Below are 17,700 nucleotides of genomic sequence, written 5' to 3'. Positions count from 1 at the left end.
ATTAATTAAACTAGTTATTTCCTTATTCTATGCCTTCCCCCTGGGGGCGCTCGACGTCCGGGGGACGTCGGTCCAGCGCGGACCGAAGCGGAGCGTAGACAGGTGGCGGATGAGGGGATTGTAAAATTGAACCATTCATTTCATACGGAGGTAAAAATGAAACAGACAAGAAACGATGTCAGAAACGTAGCAATCATAGCCCATGTCGATCACGGTAAAACCACACTGGTTGACGGACTGCTCAGACAGAGCGGCGTATTTCGTGAGGGCCAGGACGTCGTAGAGCGTGTTATGGATTCAGGCGATATCGAGCGTGAGCGCGGAATCACCATCATGTCCAAGAACACAGCTATTTCTTATAAAGATATAAAGATCAACATCATCGACACTCCCGGCCACGCAGATTTCGGCGGAGAGGTTGAGCGAGTTCTCAAGATGGTTAACGGCGTTATCCTTGTCGTTGACGCATTCGAGGGTGCGATGCCCCAGACCAAGTTCGTTCTTGGAAAAGCGATGGAGCTTAAACTCCCCGTAATCGTATGCATCAACAAGATCGACAGACCCGAAGCTCGTCCCAATGAAGTTATCGATGAGGTTTTAGAGCTTCTTCTTGACCTTGGCGCAGATGATAAGCAGCTTGACTGTCCTTTCGTATTTGCATCAGCAAAGGCCGGAACTTCATCCATGTCACTTGATGAGCCCGGAAGCGACCTTAAGCCCCTTCTTGACACCATCATTAACTACATTCCTGCTCCTGTCGGCGATCCCGATGCAGGCACACAGATGCTCATCAGCACAATCGACTACAACGAGTATGTAGGTCGTATCGGTGTAGGAAAAATTGATAACGGTTCAGTTAAGGTAAATCAGGAAGTCCTCGTAGTAAATCATCACGAGCCTGACAAGTCCTACAAGACTAAGATCAGTAAGCTCTATGAGTTCCAGGGTCTTGGTAAGGTTGAGGTTCAGGAAGCAGGCATCGGTTCAATCGTCGCTATTTCCGGTATCGAGGATCTCAAGATCGGTGATACACTCTGTGCAACAGATGCACCTAATGCTATTCCTTTCCAGAAGATCTCAGAGCCCACAATCTCTATGAACTTCATCGTCAACGATTCACCTCTTGCAGGTCAGGAAGGTAAATATGTAACTTCACGTCACATCCGTGACCGTCTTTATAGAGAGCTCAACACCGATGTATCTCTTCGTGTTGAGGACACCGAAACAACAGAGACTTTCAAGGTTTCAGGACGTGGTGAGCTTCACCTTTCAGTTCTTATCGAGACAATGCGTCGTGAGGGCTATGAGTTCGCAGTAAGTAAGGCTGAGGTTATCTACAAGGAAGACGAGAACGGCAAGAGGCTTGAGCCCATGGAGAAATGCTACATCGACGTTCCGGAGGAGTTTTCCGGTAGCGTTATCCAGAAGCTCGGTGAGAGAAAAGGTGAGATGATCAACATGGGACTTGCAAACGGCGGTTATACACGCCTTGAGTTCCTCATCCCTTCAAGAGGACTTATCGGTTACAGAGGTGAGTTCATGACAGATACCAAGGGTAACGGTATCATGAACACCATCTTCGACGGCTACGCACCTTACAAGGGAGATATCTCCTATCGTAAGCAGGGTTCACTTATCTCCTTCGAGACAGGCGAGGCTGTAACTTACGGTCTGTTCAACGCTCAGGAGCGCGGACAGCTCTTCATCAGCCCCGGCGATAAGGTTTACTCAGGAATGGTTATCGGTACTTCAGGAAAAAGTGAGGACATCGAGGTTAACGTATGTAAGACCAAGCACCTCACCAATACAAGAACATCATCTGCTGATGAAGCACTCAGACTTGTACCTCCGCGTATCATGTCTCTCGAGCAGTGCATCGACTTCATCGACACCGATGAGCTCCTTGAGGTAACACCCACAACTCTTCGTATCAGAAAGAAAATCCTTGATCCTACACTTAGAAAACGTGCAGGTTTCGCTGCTAAGAACAAGAAATAAAAAAATATCGGGGTCGCCCAATACCGGGCGGCCCCGTTTTCGTTTACTCAAGTTCCTTCGCAACATCCTTTAGCAAAGAGCGAATTTCCAAATGTTGAGGACAGGCGGTTTCACAGCCTCCACATTCGATGCATTCGCTGGCCTTTCCTTTTCCGTCAGAAGTTAACACATTTGCATAATACATCTTCTGATTCCAGTCGTTGAAAATTTTCCTGGTGTTCATGCAGGAGAAAATCTCCGGAATCATAATATTCATCGGACAGTGATTCTGTTCTACGCAGTAGTGACATGAGGTGCAGGGAATTGCATCAAGGTCCTTGTAGATAGCTGTAACCTTGGCTATTGCACCCATTTCCGCCTCATCCAGAGGCTTAAAGTCCTTCATGAAAGATACGTTGTCCTTCATCTGTGCAAAATCGCTCATTCCGGAGAGAACTATTCGTATTCCGTCCTGGCTCGCAGCGAATCTAATGGCATAGCTTGCATTTGATAATCCGGCTCCCAGTTCATCAAATACCTTCTGTGCATCTGCAGGAAGATTCACAAGATTTCCTCCCTTTACGGGCTCCATCACGATAACCGGCTTGCCGTGCTTTCTGCACACATCAAGACATTTGTGGCTCTGAACGGCAGGATCCTCATAATCAATATAATTGAACTGAATCTGAACGATCTCTACCTCGGGATAAGTTGTGAGTATCTTATCCAGTACCTCTGCACTGTCGTGGAAAGAGAGCCCTACGTGCCTTATCTTACCCTCTTCCTTGAGCTTGAAGGCAGTCTCGTATGCCTTGCACTTCTTGAAATGCTCGAAATTCTTTGCATTCTGGGCATGCATCAGATAGAAGTCAAAATAATCCACGCCGCAAGCATCGAGCTGACTCTGGAAAAATGGCCGAATATCCTCTTCCTTGCTGAAATAGGGCTCAGTCAGTTTATCAGTCAAAAGGAATTTTTCTCTCGGATATCTGTCGGAAACAGCGATTTTGATAGCCTTTTCAGATTTACCATCAATATAGCCATGCGCAGTATCAAAGTAATTAAAGCCGCTATTTATGAAATAATCCGCCATATTCTTGAACTGCTCGATATCAACTTCCGTACCCTTCATTGGAAGTCTCATGCATCCAAATCCGAAAAATGTTTTTATTTCAGGGAATGAATTGTCCATTGTGTGTCCTCCAAACAAAATGATAATAATTCTTAAATACTCAGATTTAAATTTTATCATATTGATTGTGCACACTATATAGGGCATTATGTAAAATAATTATTATCGATTATTGTGACTTTTTCAGGCTATACAAATCAAATTCAAAATGGATAATAACCCTCTCCGGTCTCCTCGATGCCAAGTCTGCCCTCAGTCTTCTGAGTAAGACCATCTTTAATTCTATCTGCGTCTTCCATGCGAACAGTGATGTCATACTCCACCTTGTCGGTGTATGTTTCGTTTTCAAGAGGAATCTCCTCCTGTCTGAGGTAATACTGAATGCCGTTCACCAGTGTGTAATCGGCGGTTAGGTGAAATCTCTTGCCATAGACCATCTCTCCCACTTTTGCTGCGGCGAGCCCCGCCTGAGCCGCCTGAGTGTAGGCGCGTACAAGTCCCCCGGTTCCAAGAAGAACTCCTCCGAAATATCTTGTTACTATTATAAGGACGTTAGTTACTCCGGCGCCTTTTATGACTTCAAGAATCGGTTTTCCCGCAGTACCCGAGGGTTCACCGTTGTCACTGCACCTGGTTGTTCCAAAATCCGAGCCGATAACAAAAGCATAGCAGTTGTGTCTGGCATCCCAGAACTTTTTTTGAAAAGCAGCTATCTGCTCCTCAGCCTCCTGCACGCTCTCCACCGGTAAGACATTTGCAATGAAGCGGGATTTCTTTTCAACTATTTCACCGCATCCCTGCTCTAATATCACTTTATAACTGTCCGTTTTTCCCATGTATTCCCCCAGACTATCCATTATTTGTCATATTTGTTATAATAGTAGTTTGAATAATACTACTTATTAATATTACTAAAAAATGATATACGAATTGCTCTGTATATCATACCACTACTGGAGGAATTTATGAATTTTGGAAGAAAAGGTATCAGAGATCAGCAACACTCTATAGTCTCAGGTACTACCAAATGGGGGAAGAAAATCTCTCTTATATCATTTGAACTTATACTTATAGTATGCATCGGTATTGCTGTTATCGGAGTATGCGCAGGTATCGGTGTGTTCAGAGGTATTATTGATACTGCGCCGGAGATTGGCAAAATAAACGTAACTCCCACCGGATATTCAACCTTTGTATACGATACGGAAGGTAACCAGACAGCAAAGCTGGTTTCAACCGATTCAAACAGAATCCCGGTTACAATGGACATGATTCCCGAAAATCTTGCTCACGCTTTCGTAGCCATAGAGGATGAGCGTTTTTACCAGCACAACGGTATTGATATTCAGGGTATCTTCAGAGCTGCTTACATTGGTATCACCAGCCATGATCTCTCTCAGGGTGCAAGTACCATAACCCAGCAGCTTCTTAAGAACAACGTATTTACCGGATGGACCAGTGAGAACTCCGATATCGCCAAGATAAAGCGTAAGGTTCAGGAGCAGTATCTCGCAATTCAGCTTGAAAAAACCATGAGCAAGGAGGATATCCTCCTTAACTATATGAACACCATCAACCTGGGCTCTAACACTCTCGGTGTGCAGGCAGCTTCACTTCGCTATTTCAACAAGTCTGTTACTAACCTGACTCTGTCAGAGTGCGCGGTTATCGCAGGTATCACGCAGAACCCCAGCCGTTTTAATCCCATTACGCATCCGGACAAGAACGCTGAGCGCCGTGAGACAGTACTGAAAAAAATGCTGAAACAGGGCTACATCTCTCAGATAGAGTTTGATGAAGCAATGAACGACGATGTCTATGCCAGAATTCAGGTTGCTGACAAGGAGACTGCTGATAACACCATCAACTCCTACTTCGTCGACGCGCTTACAAACCAGCTTATCGACGACCTGATCGATGCAGGTTATAACGAGACTCAGGCTTATACGCTCCTGTACAGCGGTGGTCTTAAGATCTACTCAACACAGGATCCCGCTATTCAGTCAATCTGTGACTCGGTTTACATGGATGAATCCAATTATCCCGAAGGCACGAAATACCTTCTCGATTATGCACTTACTACAATTGATTCTGAGGGCAATCCTACCAACTACAGCACAGAGATGATGAAATCTTATTTCCAGCAGGAGAACAAAGGCTTCAACATGCTGTTTAACTCAGAGGAAGAAGCAGATGCGGCAATTGAAACCTACAAGGCTGCTGTTGTCGGACCAAATGATACCATCGACGGTGAGCGCAAGAATCTAACACCTCAGCCTCAGGTATCTCTCACAATCGAGGATCACACCACAGGCTATGTGGTAGCCATGGTCGGAGGCCGCGGAAACAAGACCGCTTCCAGAACACTTAACCGTGCGACAGACACTGTTCGCCAGCCCGGTTCAACCTTCAAGGTGCTCTCAACCTATGCACCTGCTCTGGACAGCGCAGGCCTTACCCTTGCTACCGTATTTAACGATGCTCCGTTCAATTATCCTGACGGCCGTCCCGTTAACAACTGGTACGGCGAGTCCTACAGAGGTCTTACCTCTATAAGAACCGCGATCGAGCAGTCAATGAACATCATCGCAGTTAAGACGATGACCGTTATCACTCCTCAGCTTGCTTTTGATTATCTGAAAAATTTCGGTTTCACGACCCTTGCTGAAAACGAAGAAATTAACGGTAAGATTTTCACAGATGTTCAGCTTCCTACAGCTCTCGGCGGTCTGACACACGGTGTCACCAACATGGAACTTAACGCAGCTTATGCGGCAATCGCAAATGGGGGCGTTTACATCAAGCCCAAGCTTTATACCAAGGTTGTCGACCACGAAGGTAATACCCTTCTTGATAATACGAACTCCGATTCCACAAGAATCCTCAAGGAGTCCACTGCTTATCTGCTTACAAGTGCAATGCAGGACGTTGTAACCAAGGGTACAGGTACCGCTGTTAACTTCGGAACAACCGCCATAGCAGGTAAGACAGGTACTACCTCAGATGAGAACGACGTTTGGTTTGCAGGCTACACAACCTATTACACTGCAACTACCTGGGCAGGCTATGACAACAACGTGGATCTGACCACCAAAGCAGAGCAGCATCTTGCGAAGGACATGTGGAGAGCCGTAATGTCCAAGATACATGAGAACCTGCCCTCCACCACCTTCGAGAAACCCGCTTCCGTTGTCACAGCCACGGTTTGCTCAAGATCAGGAAAATCGCCTATTGCAGGACTCTGCGATGGCACACTTATGACCGAGTACTTTGAAGAAGGTACTGCTCCCTCTGATAGCTGTAACGTTCACTATTCAGGAATCCTGTGTCAGAGTGATCAGCATCCCGCTACAGAACAGTGTCCTTTCAAAATATCAGGTGTATTTGAGCTTATTCCTCCGGAGCCTGCAGCACTTCAGGCACAGTCACCCGGCGGCAGCGGTTCAGGCAACTACACTACCAGTGTTGACGAAGCAGGAAATACGGTTGTAACGCCTTCCGTAACCTGTCACCACACACCTGAATTCATGGCTCAGCCGAATATACAGGAAATTCTTGCTCAGGAGACAAGCCTTATCCAGCAGGGTATCATCTACACAGGTCCTGCCGTGGGCAATGCAAATGCTACACCTGCAAGTCCGGATTCTCTTAATACTACGGATCCGAATGCCGCACCTGCAGAGACACCGGCAGAAACTCCTGCTCCTGCTGAAACACCTGCTCCCGCTGAAACTCCTGCTCCCGCAGAGAATGTTCAGCCTGCTGCCGAAGCCGCACCTGCTCCCGAGGCAGCTCCCGCCGCCACTCCCGAAGAGGACAATGACGACGATGAAGAAGAGGACGATGAATAAGGGGATTCCCGTATAATGGATATACATAATGATCAGAATGTTTCAAAAAAATCCGGATGGAAGACATTAGTTTTCTATCTTACCTACACAGCCATATTTGCTGCCATGTCAGCTCTTGTCTATGGATATTTCTATTCAAACGGCAAGAGCCTCATCTGCGAGGGTGATACCTGGCGGCAGCATCTTAAGGCTGCGGCTTACTATTCAAAGTGGCTCCGCGGAGTTTTTTATCATGTATTCAAGGACCACTCCCTCAGCCTTCAGACCTTCGCCTTCGGGATAGGATACGGAAGCGACATGTATCCTACGCTTCAGTACTATGCCCTCGGCGATCTTCTTAATTTATTTTCCGCGTTTGTAAAAACAGAATATATTCATATCTACTTCCAGGTAGTTATGATTCTACGCGCGTACCTTGCAGGTATCACCTTTTCACTGTATGCGAAATATATGCGAAAAGATATGTCCGCGCCGGCACTTCTTACGGGAATGTTCACCTACAGCTTCGGTTCATATTTCATGTACCTCGGCCTGTGGCATCCCTTCTTTGCGAACCCTTTGATCTATCTCCCGCTGGTTCTTCTCGGGGCGGAGAAGATCTTAAAAGAGAAAAAGCCGGCATTTTTCGCTGTTGCCGTCTTTCTCGCAGGTACCAACAATTTCTACTTTTTCTATATAATCGTGCTCCTTACTATCATCTATGTAATCGTAAGGCTGCTTTTTTCTTATATTGGAAAACACGAGCCCGGTGCTATGCTTCGTACCATCGGCACATTCTTTGCCTACGGAATTATCGGCACCCTGATGAGCATGTTCATACTGCTGCCCGTTCTCGTTGCTTTTCCGAATAATCCGAGATCAGCTTCCGGCATCACAATCCCGCTCTTCTACGACGCCGCATATTACAAGGAGCTTTGGAAAAATGTTTACAGCTTCGTCTATCACGGATCAAACGACACTCAGCTTGGCTTTACACCGGTATTTGTAATAGCTGCTGTATTCGTTATTATCCGCGCTGTGTATTATCTTGTAACCAGGAAAGACTCTGCAGAATCCGGAACAAAAACAGCTATCTACCAGGAACTGGTTTACATGATACTTCTTACCATCTTCCTGTGCCTGCCGTTTTGCGGATATGTCTTTGCAGCCTTCTCCTATGCCGTAAACAGATGGGCTTTTGCCTGTGCTCTTTTCGCAGGTTTTATAACCGCTGAATTTACGGACTTCGCAGGAAATAAAGCAGCTGCCTTCATGGGAAAAGGAAAAGAGCGTAAACCCGCCTTTGTCGCTTCTATCGTAAGTATAATGATCCTTATGATAACACTTGGATTTATCACGAAAAATGGCCGCATGGCGTACTCACCCGACGAGGGCAACATGATAAGAGATTACATGGATATCTGCACTCCCGAGGAAATGTATGCCCAGCTTCAGAGCACCGAAGTTCAGGTGGTCGAAGAAAATGCAGCAGCTTCAGGCCTCGATGCCTCGAATGATTTTTACCGCTATTCAGGCCGAGACCTTGTCTGGAACGCTGCTATGCTCGATGGCATATCCTCAACACAGTTCTTCTGGAGTCTTGCCGATAAGAGCGTATCCGAGTACTTCAAGCTCATGGCTATAAACGACCAGCAGAGCTTTGCATACTTTGCCCTTGACGACAGAGCAGTCCTTAATTCGATTGCCGGAGTTCGATACTACTCTCTCAGATATAACACCCCTGAGCAACAGGCCTTCGTACCCTACGGATATGTACCGTCTTATGAAAAGTACAACTTTGGAATCTATGAAAACCCTGACGCTATGCCTCTTGGTTTTACTTATAGCAACGCCATATCAGAGTCTGCTCTAAGCGCCATGACTCCTGTTCAGCGCGAGGAAGCACTCCTTTACGGAGCCGTTCTAAAAGATGATATCGCATCCAAATATCCTGAAGCTGAGCCGGTTTTCACCTCTGAGTCTATTCCTTATGACATAACTCTTGAGGGCGATGTAAAGGAAGTAAACGGCGGTTTCAAGGCAAAAGCAGGTTCCTCCGTTCTTCTCACCTTTAACGGTAACCCCGGCTGCGAAACTCTTTTGTATCTGAAGAACCTTCGAATCAAGTGTAAAAATGACGTGCCCAGCATCATCATCTCCACAGAGCTCGCTGACGGCACCTGTATCAGCAAAAATATCGATTACAAGACAGAGCGCTCCTGGTACTACTCCGGCTGGCATGATTTCCTTGTAAATCTCGGAAATGCCAACGAGGCAAAGACCTATATCAGAATCAATTTTAATGAAAAAGGCACCTATAAATTCGATGAGATGAGCGTGTATTGCAGATCGCTTGCAACCATGCATGACCGCCTCACAGAGCTTAAAGCACATACACTTACGGATGTGGATCTTCACAAGAATCCCATCTCCTTTGCAACAAATACTATTACAGGAAGCATTGACTGCGGCGACAGTGAGATTCTCTTCTTATCAATTCCTTATTCCAAGGGATGGACCGCCTACGTTGACGGCAAAAAGACAGAGCTCCTCACAGCCGACACCATGTTCAGTGCTCTTGAAATGACCGATGGCCACCACGACATCAAACTGGTTTACCGCACCCCGGGTCTCGTGGCAGGATTTATCCTAAGCCTGATAGGAATAATAATGCTTATAATATCTATTGCCTTCCCCTTTGGGGGAAGGTGTCAGCAAAGCTGACGGATGAGGGGGATTGCGCTAATGCTTACACTATCTGACCTTTGTGCAGAACTGTCTATCACTCCCGCCACAGGGAGAAACTGGATAAAGCTCGGTAAGATTAAGCCTGAAGGAAAAAAGGGACGCTCGTATCTCTTTTCTGAGGAGTACGTCAGCTCCCTCAAAGCCGATCTTGAAAACGGAAAGATCAAATCCTTAAAGAGCCGCAGGAACAAGACCTACGTATCGGGTAAGCTCCTGTACAGCTCTTATATTCCTGCGACTTCTCCCAATCTCCCGCTGGTTAACAAACTTATTTCAAACATTGCCGACTTTGAAAGCTGCAGTGCTCTTACTACAGAACCTGAAGAAACAGCAGAATCTTCAGAGCAGACCAAACCTTTTGAACTCACAGATTCCATGCTGAAAGCCATCCTTGCGGGCTGCGCAAAAAGGCTTATTTCCAAAAGAATTTCGGATGAAGAACAGGAGAAATACTCACACCTTATCACGGAGCTTCATCCATCCGAAGACGACACATCCTTACCTGAGGACATCATCTCTCTAACCGGGAACTTCGAGTACGTTCCCGGCGAGGATACTCTTGGTCTGATATACATATCTTTAAAGCACCTTCGCGCAAGGAAAAGCGAGGGAACCTATTACACTCCCGGAACAATCGTACAAAGACTTCTCGGACACCTTTTTGAGGCATCAATCCTCTCAGAAGGTCAGGATAAACAGATCCTTGATCCGGGCTGCGGAACCGGTAACTTTTTATTATGTCTTCCTCCGGGTGTCCCTGCCGGGAATCTCTACGGCTATGATCTCGATGAGACCAGTATTCTTCTTGCAAGGATTAACCTGGCACTCAAGTACAGAATCCCTGATGTCGATTTCTGGAAAGAGCATCTTATAGTAAGGGATTTCCTCCATGAAAACAGGAGTGATAAAACCTACGATATTATCCTTGGCAATCCTCCCTGGGGTTCTTCTTTCACTGCAGGTGAAAAGACTTACCTCAAGGATACTTTCGAATGCGGCAAGGCAAAATCACCCGATTCCTTTGATCTTTTTACTGAGCAGGCTCTCGGTCTTCTTAAAGACGGCGGTACACTTTCCTACGTCCTTCCGGAGTCGGTCCTTCTTGTCAAAACTCATCGAATAATTCGTGAGCTTCTGCTGAAGACAACCACACTTACGCACCTTGAATATCTGGGAGATGTATTCGATCATGTCCAGTGCCCTTCCGTGATAATGCAGGTACAAAAGTCCACCGACAGCTTCCTTTCAAAAAATCCTGTCGTATATGAAAAGGAATCCTCCTTCAAGATCACTTCGGCAAGGAAGCTTACAGGAGACGCCTTCGACTTCCTTATGCCCGACAATGAGTACCGGATCCTTAACCATCTGGAGACTCTGCCCGGTGCGAAAAGGCTCGAAGGAAATGCCGAGTTTGCACTTGGAATAGTGACAGGTGCCAACAAGGAAATGCTCAAATCACGAAAGACCGCAAACAACGAAGTTATACTGAAAGGCACCGATATTTTCAAATATGCCTTCAGAATCCCCAAGTGCTACATAAACTTCGATCCCGATAAATGCCAGCAGGTAGCACCTCTTTCCATGTACCGGGCACCTGAAAAGCTGCTCTATCGTTTCATCGGAGGACGACTTGTTTTTGCATATGATGACAAACAAACCCTGTCTCTTAACAGCTGTAATATCGTAATTCCGAACATTGAAAATCTCAGCATGAAATATATCATGGCGATTTTAAACTGCAGCGCCTCCGAATATTATTTCATCAAAAAATTCCGTTCGGTAAAAATTTTAAGATCGCACATCGAACAGATCCCGATTCCGGCTGCGGATGCTGATACCCAAAACAAAATAATTGCCATAATTGACAGTATCTTAGAGCTTTGCGGGACCCCCGGTGATTCAAAATCACCCTCCGAGGGCGAACGCAAAAGCAAGATAACCGCACTTTACAATGAGCTCGATGATAAGTGTTTTAAGCTGTTCAATTTATCGGACAGTGATATCTCATTCATAAAAGATGAACTTAAAAACGAGAACTTATTTCTTCCACTATAGCATTTACGGAATTTCGTGTTATAATTGATATACACTTTCACGTTTTGTGTAAGGAGATTTCTTGTATTTTTTTCAAGAGGATTTAGATGAGTGATAATATCGAAAAGTTAAAGACAATTTCACTTGACGAACATGCGGATCAGTTGTTCGACAAAATCATAAATACTACCCAGGACTGTATCTTCTGGAAGGATACCCAGCGCAGATTTGTCGGAGTAAACCAGGCATTTCTCAATTTTTATGGTTTTAAATCAGCTGATGAAGTTATCGGTAAAACCGACGAGGATATGGGCTGGCATCCGGATCCTGAACCTTTCATGCAGGATGAGCTCCGGGTCCTTCACGGTGAGAGTACTCACAATGTTCATGGCCTGTGTATTGTTAAAGGCGAAGTAAGAGAGATCATTGCTACCAAAACACCCATCTATGATGAAGGTGTTATTATCGGATTTGTAGGCTCCTTTATGGACGTCACCGAGGAGCAGGAACGCATCAGGAAAATCGAACAGCTTAATAAATTAAACGACAAGCTTCTCGATAATGAAAAGCGTGCCAACAGACGCATGTCGGAATTCTTATCCCGCATGAGTAATGAAATCAAGAATCCCATGAACGCCATCTCCGCTCTGTCCTATCTTGGAATGAATCAGGAGGATGTCGACGTCCTTCGAAGTGATATGAGAAAAATCTACACTTCCAGTCACTATCTCTCCAGACTTATGAGCGATATTCTCGATATTGATAAAATCGACGGCGGTAACTTAAACCTCGACCCGAAAAGAGCATCCCTTGATGATATCGTGGACGGCGTTGAGAATATCACCAAAGCCTTCGCAAAAGAAAAAAATGTGACAGTTATCGTACACAGAGAATACAGAGCAAACCCGCAGGTCATCTGCGACCTCGGACGAACTCAGCAGATGGTGATAAACTTAACCAATAACGCCGTAAAGTTCAGCGAGCGGGGAGACACTGTCGAGATATATGTTTCTTCCAAAAAGCACGGTGATTTTTACAGAATAAAATTTGTAGTAAAAGATGAGGGTTGCGGCATCGGCAGTGCCTTTATGCCAAGCCTTTTCAGAACCTTCTCACAGGAAAAGAGGAATCCCAGCAAGTATGGCACAGGTACAGGCCTTGGACTTTCCGTCGCAAAGCGCCTTGCATGTCTCATGAAGGGTGATATTATCGCAGAAAGCGAAGAAGGAATCGGAAGTACCTTCACAGCCACAATAGAGCTCGACGCAGTACCACCGGAAAGCTGACAGCGGGTTAACTTAAATCCCACAATGTAAATCACGAAAAACAACGGATAGCAAGCTCTTTGCTATCCGTTTTATTATCCACATATGTTAAATTAAGATCCGGACTGAACACTTGAAAGGAACTGTCTTGTACGCTCCTCCTTCGGGTTATTGATCACTTCCTTCGCAGGTCCCTTCTCCAGGATCACTCCGCCGTCCATGAAAATAACCTCGTCCGCTACGTCTCTTGCAAATGCCATCTCATGAGTAACTATGATCATAGTGGTATTCTTGTTTGCAAGCTCTCTTATTACTCTCAAAACCTCACCGGTAAGCTCAGGATCAAGCGCCGAAGTGGGCTCATCAAAGCAGAGGATATCAGGTTTCAATGCAAGAGCACGGGCTATGGCAACTCTCTGCTGCTGCCCGCCGGAAAGCTGATGCGGGTAGTTATCCATTCTGTCAGAAAGTCCCATCTGATCCAAAAGCTCTTTACCTCTTTTTATGATCGCATCACTATCCTGACCTCCGCTCAAAAGTCCCGGTGCAAGTGTAACATTCTCAAGCGCCGTGTACTGCGGGAAGAGATTGAATTGCTGGAAAACCATACCGAAATGGAGTCTCTTTTCACGAAGAGCATCCGCGCTTTCCATGGGAAGCGATGCATCAAAAAGCTTCTCTCCTCTTACGGTTATAGTTCCTTCGTCAGCTCTCTCCAGGAAATTCAGGCAGCGAAGCAGCGTTGTCTTTCCGCTTCCCGAGGATCCGATAATGGATATCGCCTGTCCCTCTTCCATGTCGAATGAGATTCCCTTAAGAATCTCGCTATTATCAAATTTTTTCTTTATATCTTTAACTTCAAGTATTGGCATTTTCCGTGTACCTTCTCGTCCTTACCTAAAATAGCTCAGCTTCTTCTCGATGTATCTGAACAGCAGTGTCAAAAGTCCGCTAAAGAGCAGATAAAATGCGCCTGTGTAGAACAATGGCCAGATGATTCCGCTGCTCTTAATGAAGGCCTGTCCGTTCCAGATGATCTCATAAACCGCAATAACTCTCGCAAGAGAAGTATCCTTAACAAGGGTTATAACTTCGTTTGAAATCGGCGGAACGATTCGTTTGATGAGCTGCAGGAGAATGACTTTTTTGAAGGTCTGCCATCTCGTCATGCCGAGAACCTGCGCAGCCTCGTACTGTCCTACCGGAATTGACTGGATTCCGCCTCTGTATATCTCAGAAAAATAGCAGGCGTAGTTAATCACAAATGCTATAAGTGCTGCCATAAATCTTCCGGAGGTTGAAGTTCCCCACACGTTTAATCTAAGAAAAATTCCGGGTCCGTAGTATATGATAAGGAGCTGCAGCATCAGCGGTGTTCCACGTACAACCCAGATCAAAAACCTTATAGGTACCCTTATCAGAGGTAGCTTATTCATTGAGCCAAAGCAAATGAGAAGCCCCAGGGGCAGTGAAAAAACAAGTGTTAAAGCAAATAATTTAATTGTTGCCAGGAACCCCTCAAGCAGTGATAAGGTAACGGTCCAAAACATATATAGATTCCTCTTTCCGTAGTTTCAAATGCCCCGCCATTAAGCGGGGCATAGATTTCGCTATTTTTTAAAATCAGGATTATCTTGCAATTACGGCGTCCTGAACACCGTACTGCTTTGCAATCTCCATCATGCTTCCGTCAGCATACATAACCCCAAGCTGATCATCGATGTAAGCAGCAAGATCGGATCCCTTGCGGCATCCAATACCATACTCTTCTGTTGTAAGTTCTACTGTGTGTGAAAGATCGGGATAGCTTGTACCCTCACCAATCATAGCGCCTGCCATGAGAAGGTCGATAATACATGCGCCAGAAGTACCTGCCTGAACTTCCATTACAGCATCAGCCTGAGATGTAACGGATACAAAATCATAGCCGTTATCGGTAGCTGCCTGCTCACCTGCTGAACCTGCCTCAACCGCAAAGCTGTAGGAAGCAGCATCCTCTGCACTTTTCACCTCATCCGCAATATCTGACGGAACAACCACAACCTGTGCATTGTTAAGATAAGGCTTGGTGCACTCCATTGCGTTTGTAACTTCGTTTGTAAGTGTCATTCCGTTCCATACTACATCAATTGACTTGTTATCAAGCTCAAGAATCTTGTTATCCCAGTCGATCTCTACAAACTCAGCTTCAACTCCGAGGGACTCGGCAACCTTCTTTGCAAGGTCAGCATCAAAGCCGATCCAGTTGCCGCTGTCATCCTTGTAATCCATAGGAGCAAAGTCTGTGATTCCTACGATAAGCTTTCCTTTTCCTTTTATATAGTCAACATCGGAGCCCTCATCCTTTGCCTCTGTTGTCTCTTCTGTTGTATCAGTCGCTGCTGTGCCTTCGGCGCTGTCTGTCTTTGCTCCGCCGCATGCTGTAAGCGAAAATGTCATTGCTGTTATAAGTAATCCTGCTATTATCTTCTTTTTCATAAAACAATGCCCTCCTCTAAATTTTTCATTCTTTACCACTTTATCATACTAAATTGGATTATGCAAACAAGTTTAGATTTAATTGCTTGTTTAATAAAACTTTAATACCAACAGAGTTCAAAATACCTTATAGTATTTTTATAGGGATATATTCGATAAATAACTTACGAAAAAGAGGAACCTACATGGAGAACAAAGCCTCACGCGTACTTATAGTGGATGATATGCCCATAAACAGAATGATTCTCTCTTCCCTTCTGGCTTCCAACGGAGTTCAGTCAGATCAGGTTGAGAGCGGTCAGGAATGCCTTGATATGTGCAGGGAAAAAAATTACGATCTCATCCTGATGGATCATCGCATGCCTGATATGGATGGCGTCGACACCTTCCTGGCATTACAGGATATCTTTGCCAAAAAGAAGATAAAGGTTCCCGTTATCTGCCACACAACGGAAGATGCAAGATCAAACATAAATCTGTATAAGGCAGCCGGTTTTGCGGATGTCCTTATAAAGCCTGTCGACCCGAGGCAGTTGTATGAGGTCCTTATGACTTATCTGCCTGAGGAAGACAGCTTCGCCATCGAGGAAAAAGAGCGCTATGTCAATACCATGATAGACCATATTGATAGCAGCAATGTCTCCGACGATGCTGTGAAGGAAGAGCTCGACAAGCTTCCGGTATGGCTTAAATCCGTTCCCCGTATCGATCTTATTGCAGGCATATCAAACTGTGAGACCGCAGAAGATTATATTGATGCTCTCTACATTTTTTATTCCTCAATCAATTCAAAGTCTCACGAAATTCAAACCCATTTTGTATGTGAGGACTGGACCATGTTCAAACTCAGCGTCCATTCCTTAAAAAGCATGGCACGGCTGATAGGTGCCAGGTCTCTGTGCGAGGAAGCCGTAGCGCTTGAAGAGGCTGCCGAAAACGGGAATTATCGGATGATAAGAAACGACGCGCCCGCCTTTTTATCTTCATACAAAGCCTATGGAAAACTCCTTTCAAGGATTACGGAGGATGAGGATATAAAGCATCTGTCACAGGCAGCTTCGGAACAAAAGAGCCTCCGCGAAGAAGCCGAGCCACCGGAAGACTGCACCAGATCAGTTCTTTTCGTTCAAACAAACAGCGGAATTGTTCCCACCAGCCTGGAAAAGAGTCTGACCGCGGCCCGCTTTAAGGTCACTGTGATTCCGGACGAACCCGATAAGATCATCACTTACCGCTCAAAAGTAGATATTATAATTTACTATCCGGGAACCAATGATAAATCCCATATAAAACTGACCATGAACCTTCTGGCTGAGATGTGCCAGGATGATTCGAAGCTTTTATGCATTGCCGGAGATCCCCAGGACATCGATATTGCCATGTCATCAGGTGGTGCCTTCCGCGTTTCGAGAACCTACATAAGGCCTATCGATATTGATTCCTTTGTTAAGGATTTTGAATATTTCTCGAGACTTTTAGCTGAGTATCACAGGACGAAAACCCTTTTCATAGTAGATGATGACAAGGATTATCTGACCGTGGCAGATCACTGGCTTTCATCTTCCTATCATGTTTCATGCTTTGATAACGGCCAAGATCTGCTTCAGGGTCTGGCAACCACCATACCTGATCTCATAATCCTCGACTACGAGATGCCGGAGATGGATGGATACGAGCTCATGAAAATGATAAGAAACAATCCCGATACACACAGAATCCCCATCATTTTCCTCACAGGAAAAAATGACAGGGATCACGTATTTCGTATTCTCGAATATAAACCCGATGGGTATCTTCTTAAGTCATCTCAGAAGGAGACACTCCTCGATGCTCTGCAAAGATTCTTTGAGGAGGATTTGTTTAACAAATCTCAGCAATAGCAGCCAGAAGGGCAGGTTTTCCTTCCGCTTTGGATATCACGCCCGCAGGGTTGCATTTTTCCATAATCTCCTGCGAAGACAAATCATCCTTCCCGGTTCTGAAAAGGACCGGGATATTTTTATCTGGCACCGTCTCTCTTATAGCAGCAAGGGTTGCCGGTCCGTCCATATCGGGCATGCTGTAGTCAAGGAGAACGAGATCCGGTGTTCTCTCGGAAACAGCTGCGACCGCAGCCTTCCCTGAAGTAACTGAAGATACTTCATAGCCTGCTTTCTCAAGCCACCTTGCAACAATTTTCATCATATCCTCATCGTCGTCCACAAGTAATATATACTTCATAGGAACCTCCTTGTCT

The 17,700-nt window shown here is 45.5% G+C and carries 12 protein-coding genes; 6 read left to right on the top strand and 6 right to left on the bottom strand.

Going from position 1 to position 17,700, the window contains the following annotated elements; genetic code table 11:
- Positions 1–156: 156 nt before the first annotated feature.
- Positions 157–1,998, top strand: a complete 1,842-nt coding sequence (gene typA, locus G596_RS0109245) for a translational GTPase TypA (RefSeq protein ID WP_022761560.1) — start codon at positions 157–159, stop codon at positions 1,996–1,998.
- Positions 1,999–2,041: 43 nt separating this feature from the next.
- Here typA and G596_RS0109240 read toward each other — a convergent pair whose 3' ends face one another.
- Both G596_RS0109240 and G596_RS0109235 read right to left on the bottom strand, forming a co-directional pair.
- The gene (locus G596_RS0109240; protein WP_022761559.1) at positions 2,042–3,169 is read right to left on the bottom strand and encodes an aldo/keto reductase; all 1,128 of its coding nucleotides are present in this window, start codon (positions 3,167–3,169) and stop codon (positions 2,042–2,044) included.
- 143 nt (positions 3,170–3,312) lie between these two features.
- Entirely contained in the window at positions 3,313–3,945 is a 633-nt protein-coding gene (locus G596_RS0109235) for a YigZ family protein (RefSeq protein ID WP_022761558.1), read from the bottom strand.
- Between the two features lie 129 nt (positions 3,946–4,074).
- On the opposite strand from G596_RS0109235, the gene G596_RS21595 reads away from it, so the two are divergent.
- From G596_RS21595 to G596_RS0109215, 4 genes are all read left to right on the top strand, one after another.
- Complete coding sequence (locus G596_RS21595) at positions 4,075–6,960, top strand: transglycosylase domain-containing protein (protein ID WP_022761557.1); 2,886 nt, start codon at positions 4,075–4,077, stop codon at positions 6,958–6,960.
- Between the two features lie 15 nt (positions 6,961–6,975).
- Positions 6,976–9,663: a YfhO family protein gene (locus tag G596_RS0109225; protein WP_022761556.1), complete on the top strand. Its 2,688-nt coding sequence runs from the start codon at positions 6,976–6,978 to the stop codon at positions 9,661–9,663.
- 21 nt (positions 9,664–9,684) lie between these two features.
- Positions 9,685–11,742, top strand: a complete 2,058-nt coding sequence (locus G596_RS21590; RefSeq protein WP_022761555.1) for a TaqI-like C-terminal specificity domain-containing protein — start codon at positions 9,685–9,687, stop codon at positions 11,740–11,742.
- An 86-nt stretch (positions 11,743–11,828) separates the two neighbouring features.
- The gene (locus G596_RS0109215; RefSeq protein ID WP_022761554.1) at positions 11,829–13,007 is read left to right on the top strand and encodes a PAS domain-containing sensor histidine kinase; all 1,179 of its coding nucleotides are present in this window, start codon (positions 11,829–11,831) and stop codon (positions 13,005–13,007) included.
- A gap of 92 nt (positions 13,008–13,099) precedes the next feature.
- On the opposite strand, the gene G596_RS0109210 is transcribed toward G596_RS0109215, so the two are convergent.
- The 3 genes from G596_RS0109210 to G596_RS0109200 all read right to left on the bottom strand — a co-directional run bounded on the left by G596_RS0109210 (position 13,100) and on the right by G596_RS0109200 (position 15,464).
- A complete protein-coding gene (locus G596_RS0109210; RefSeq protein ID WP_022761553.1) occupies positions 13,100–13,858 on the bottom strand; it encodes an amino acid ABC transporter ATP-binding protein in 759 nt (252 codons plus the stop codon).
- A 21-nt stretch (positions 13,859–13,879) separates the two neighbouring features.
- Complete coding sequence (locus G596_RS0109205; RefSeq protein WP_022761552.1) at positions 13,880–14,536, bottom strand: amino acid ABC transporter permease; 657 nt, start codon at positions 14,534–14,536, stop codon at positions 13,880–13,882.
- A 79-nt stretch (positions 14,537–14,615) separates the two neighbouring features.
- The gene (locus tag G596_RS0109200; RefSeq protein ID WP_026671270.1) at positions 14,616–15,464 is read right to left on the bottom strand and encodes a transporter substrate-binding domain-containing protein; all 849 of its coding nucleotides are present in this window, start codon (positions 15,462–15,464) and stop codon (positions 14,616–14,618) included.
- A gap of 185 nt (positions 15,465–15,649) precedes the next feature.
- On the opposite strand from G596_RS0109200, the gene G596_RS0109195 reads away from it, so the two are divergent.
- A complete protein-coding gene (locus G596_RS0109195) occupies positions 15,650–17,344 on the top strand; it encodes a response regulator (protein ID WP_022761551.1) in 1,695 nt (564 codons plus the stop codon).
- Here G596_RS0109195 and G596_RS21585 read toward each other — a convergent pair.
- Positions 17,325–17,684 carry a response regulator gene (locus G596_RS21585; protein WP_022761550.1) on the bottom strand — a complete coding sequence of 120 codons (360 nt, stop codon included), beginning with the start codon at positions 17,682–17,684 and terminating at the stop codon, positions 17,325–17,327. The genes G596_RS0109195 and G596_RS21585 overlap by 20 nt on opposite strands.
- Between the last annotated feature and the right edge of the window lie 16 nt (positions 17,685–17,700).

Origin of the sequence: Butyrivibrio sp. AD3002, from assembly GCF_000420905.1 — a bacterium.
Taxonomy (GTDB): Bacteria; Bacillota; Clostridia; order Lachnospirales; family Lachnospiraceae; genus Butyrivibrio.
The sequence above is the reverse complement of the archived record's forward strand: the minus strand, read 5'-3'. Positions and strand labels throughout refer to the sequence as shown.

What these genes read in the sequence shown, in the direction of transcription:
- G596_RS21590 (WP_022761555.1), top strand. Translation starts at nt 9,685, where the DNA reads ATGCTTACACTATCTGACCTTTGTGCAGAACTGTCTATCACTCCCGCC.
- G596_RS0109205 (WP_022761552.1), bottom strand. Translation starts at nt 14,536, where the DNA reads ATGTTTTGGACCGTTACCTTATCACTGCTTGAGGGGTTCCTGGCAACA.
- G596_RS0109200 (WP_026671270.1), bottom strand. Translation starts at nt 15,464, where the DNA reads ATGAAAAAGAAGATAATAGCAGGATTACTTATAACAGCAATGACATTT.
- G596_RS0109225 (WP_022761556.1), top strand. Translation starts at nt 6,976, where the DNA reads ATGGATATACATAATGATCAGAATGTTTCAAAAAAATCCGGATGGAAG.
- G596_RS21585 (WP_022761550.1), bottom strand. Translation starts at nt 17,684, where the DNA reads ATGAAGTATATATTACTTGTGGACGACGATGAGGATATGATGAAAATT.
- G596_RS0109240 (WP_022761559.1), bottom strand. Translation starts at nt 3,169, where the DNA reads ATGGACAATTCATTCCCTGAAATAAAAACATTTTTCGGATTTGGATGC.
- typA (WP_022761560.1), top strand. Translation starts at nt 157, where the DNA reads ATGAAACAGACAAGAAACGATGTCAGAAACGTAGCAATCATAGCCCAT.
- G596_RS0109195 (WP_022761551.1), top strand. Translation starts at nt 15,650, where the DNA reads ATGGAGAACAAAGCCTCACGCGTACTTATAGTGGATGATATGCCCATA.
- G596_RS0109215 (WP_022761554.1), top strand. Translation starts at nt 11,829, where the DNA reads ATGAGTGATAATATCGAAAAGTTAAAGACAATTTCACTTGACGAACAT.
- G596_RS0109210 (WP_022761553.1), bottom strand. Translation starts at nt 13,858, where the DNA reads ATGCCAATACTTGAAGTTAAAGATATAAAGAAAAAATTTGATAATAGC.
- G596_RS21595 (WP_022761557.1), top strand. Translation starts at nt 4,075, where the DNA reads ATGAATTTTGGAAGAAAAGGTATCAGAGATCAGCAACACTCTATAGTC.
- G596_RS0109235 (WP_022761558.1), bottom strand. Translation starts at nt 3,945, where the DNA reads ATGGGAAAAACGGACAGTTATAAAGTGATATTAGAGCAGGGATGCGGT.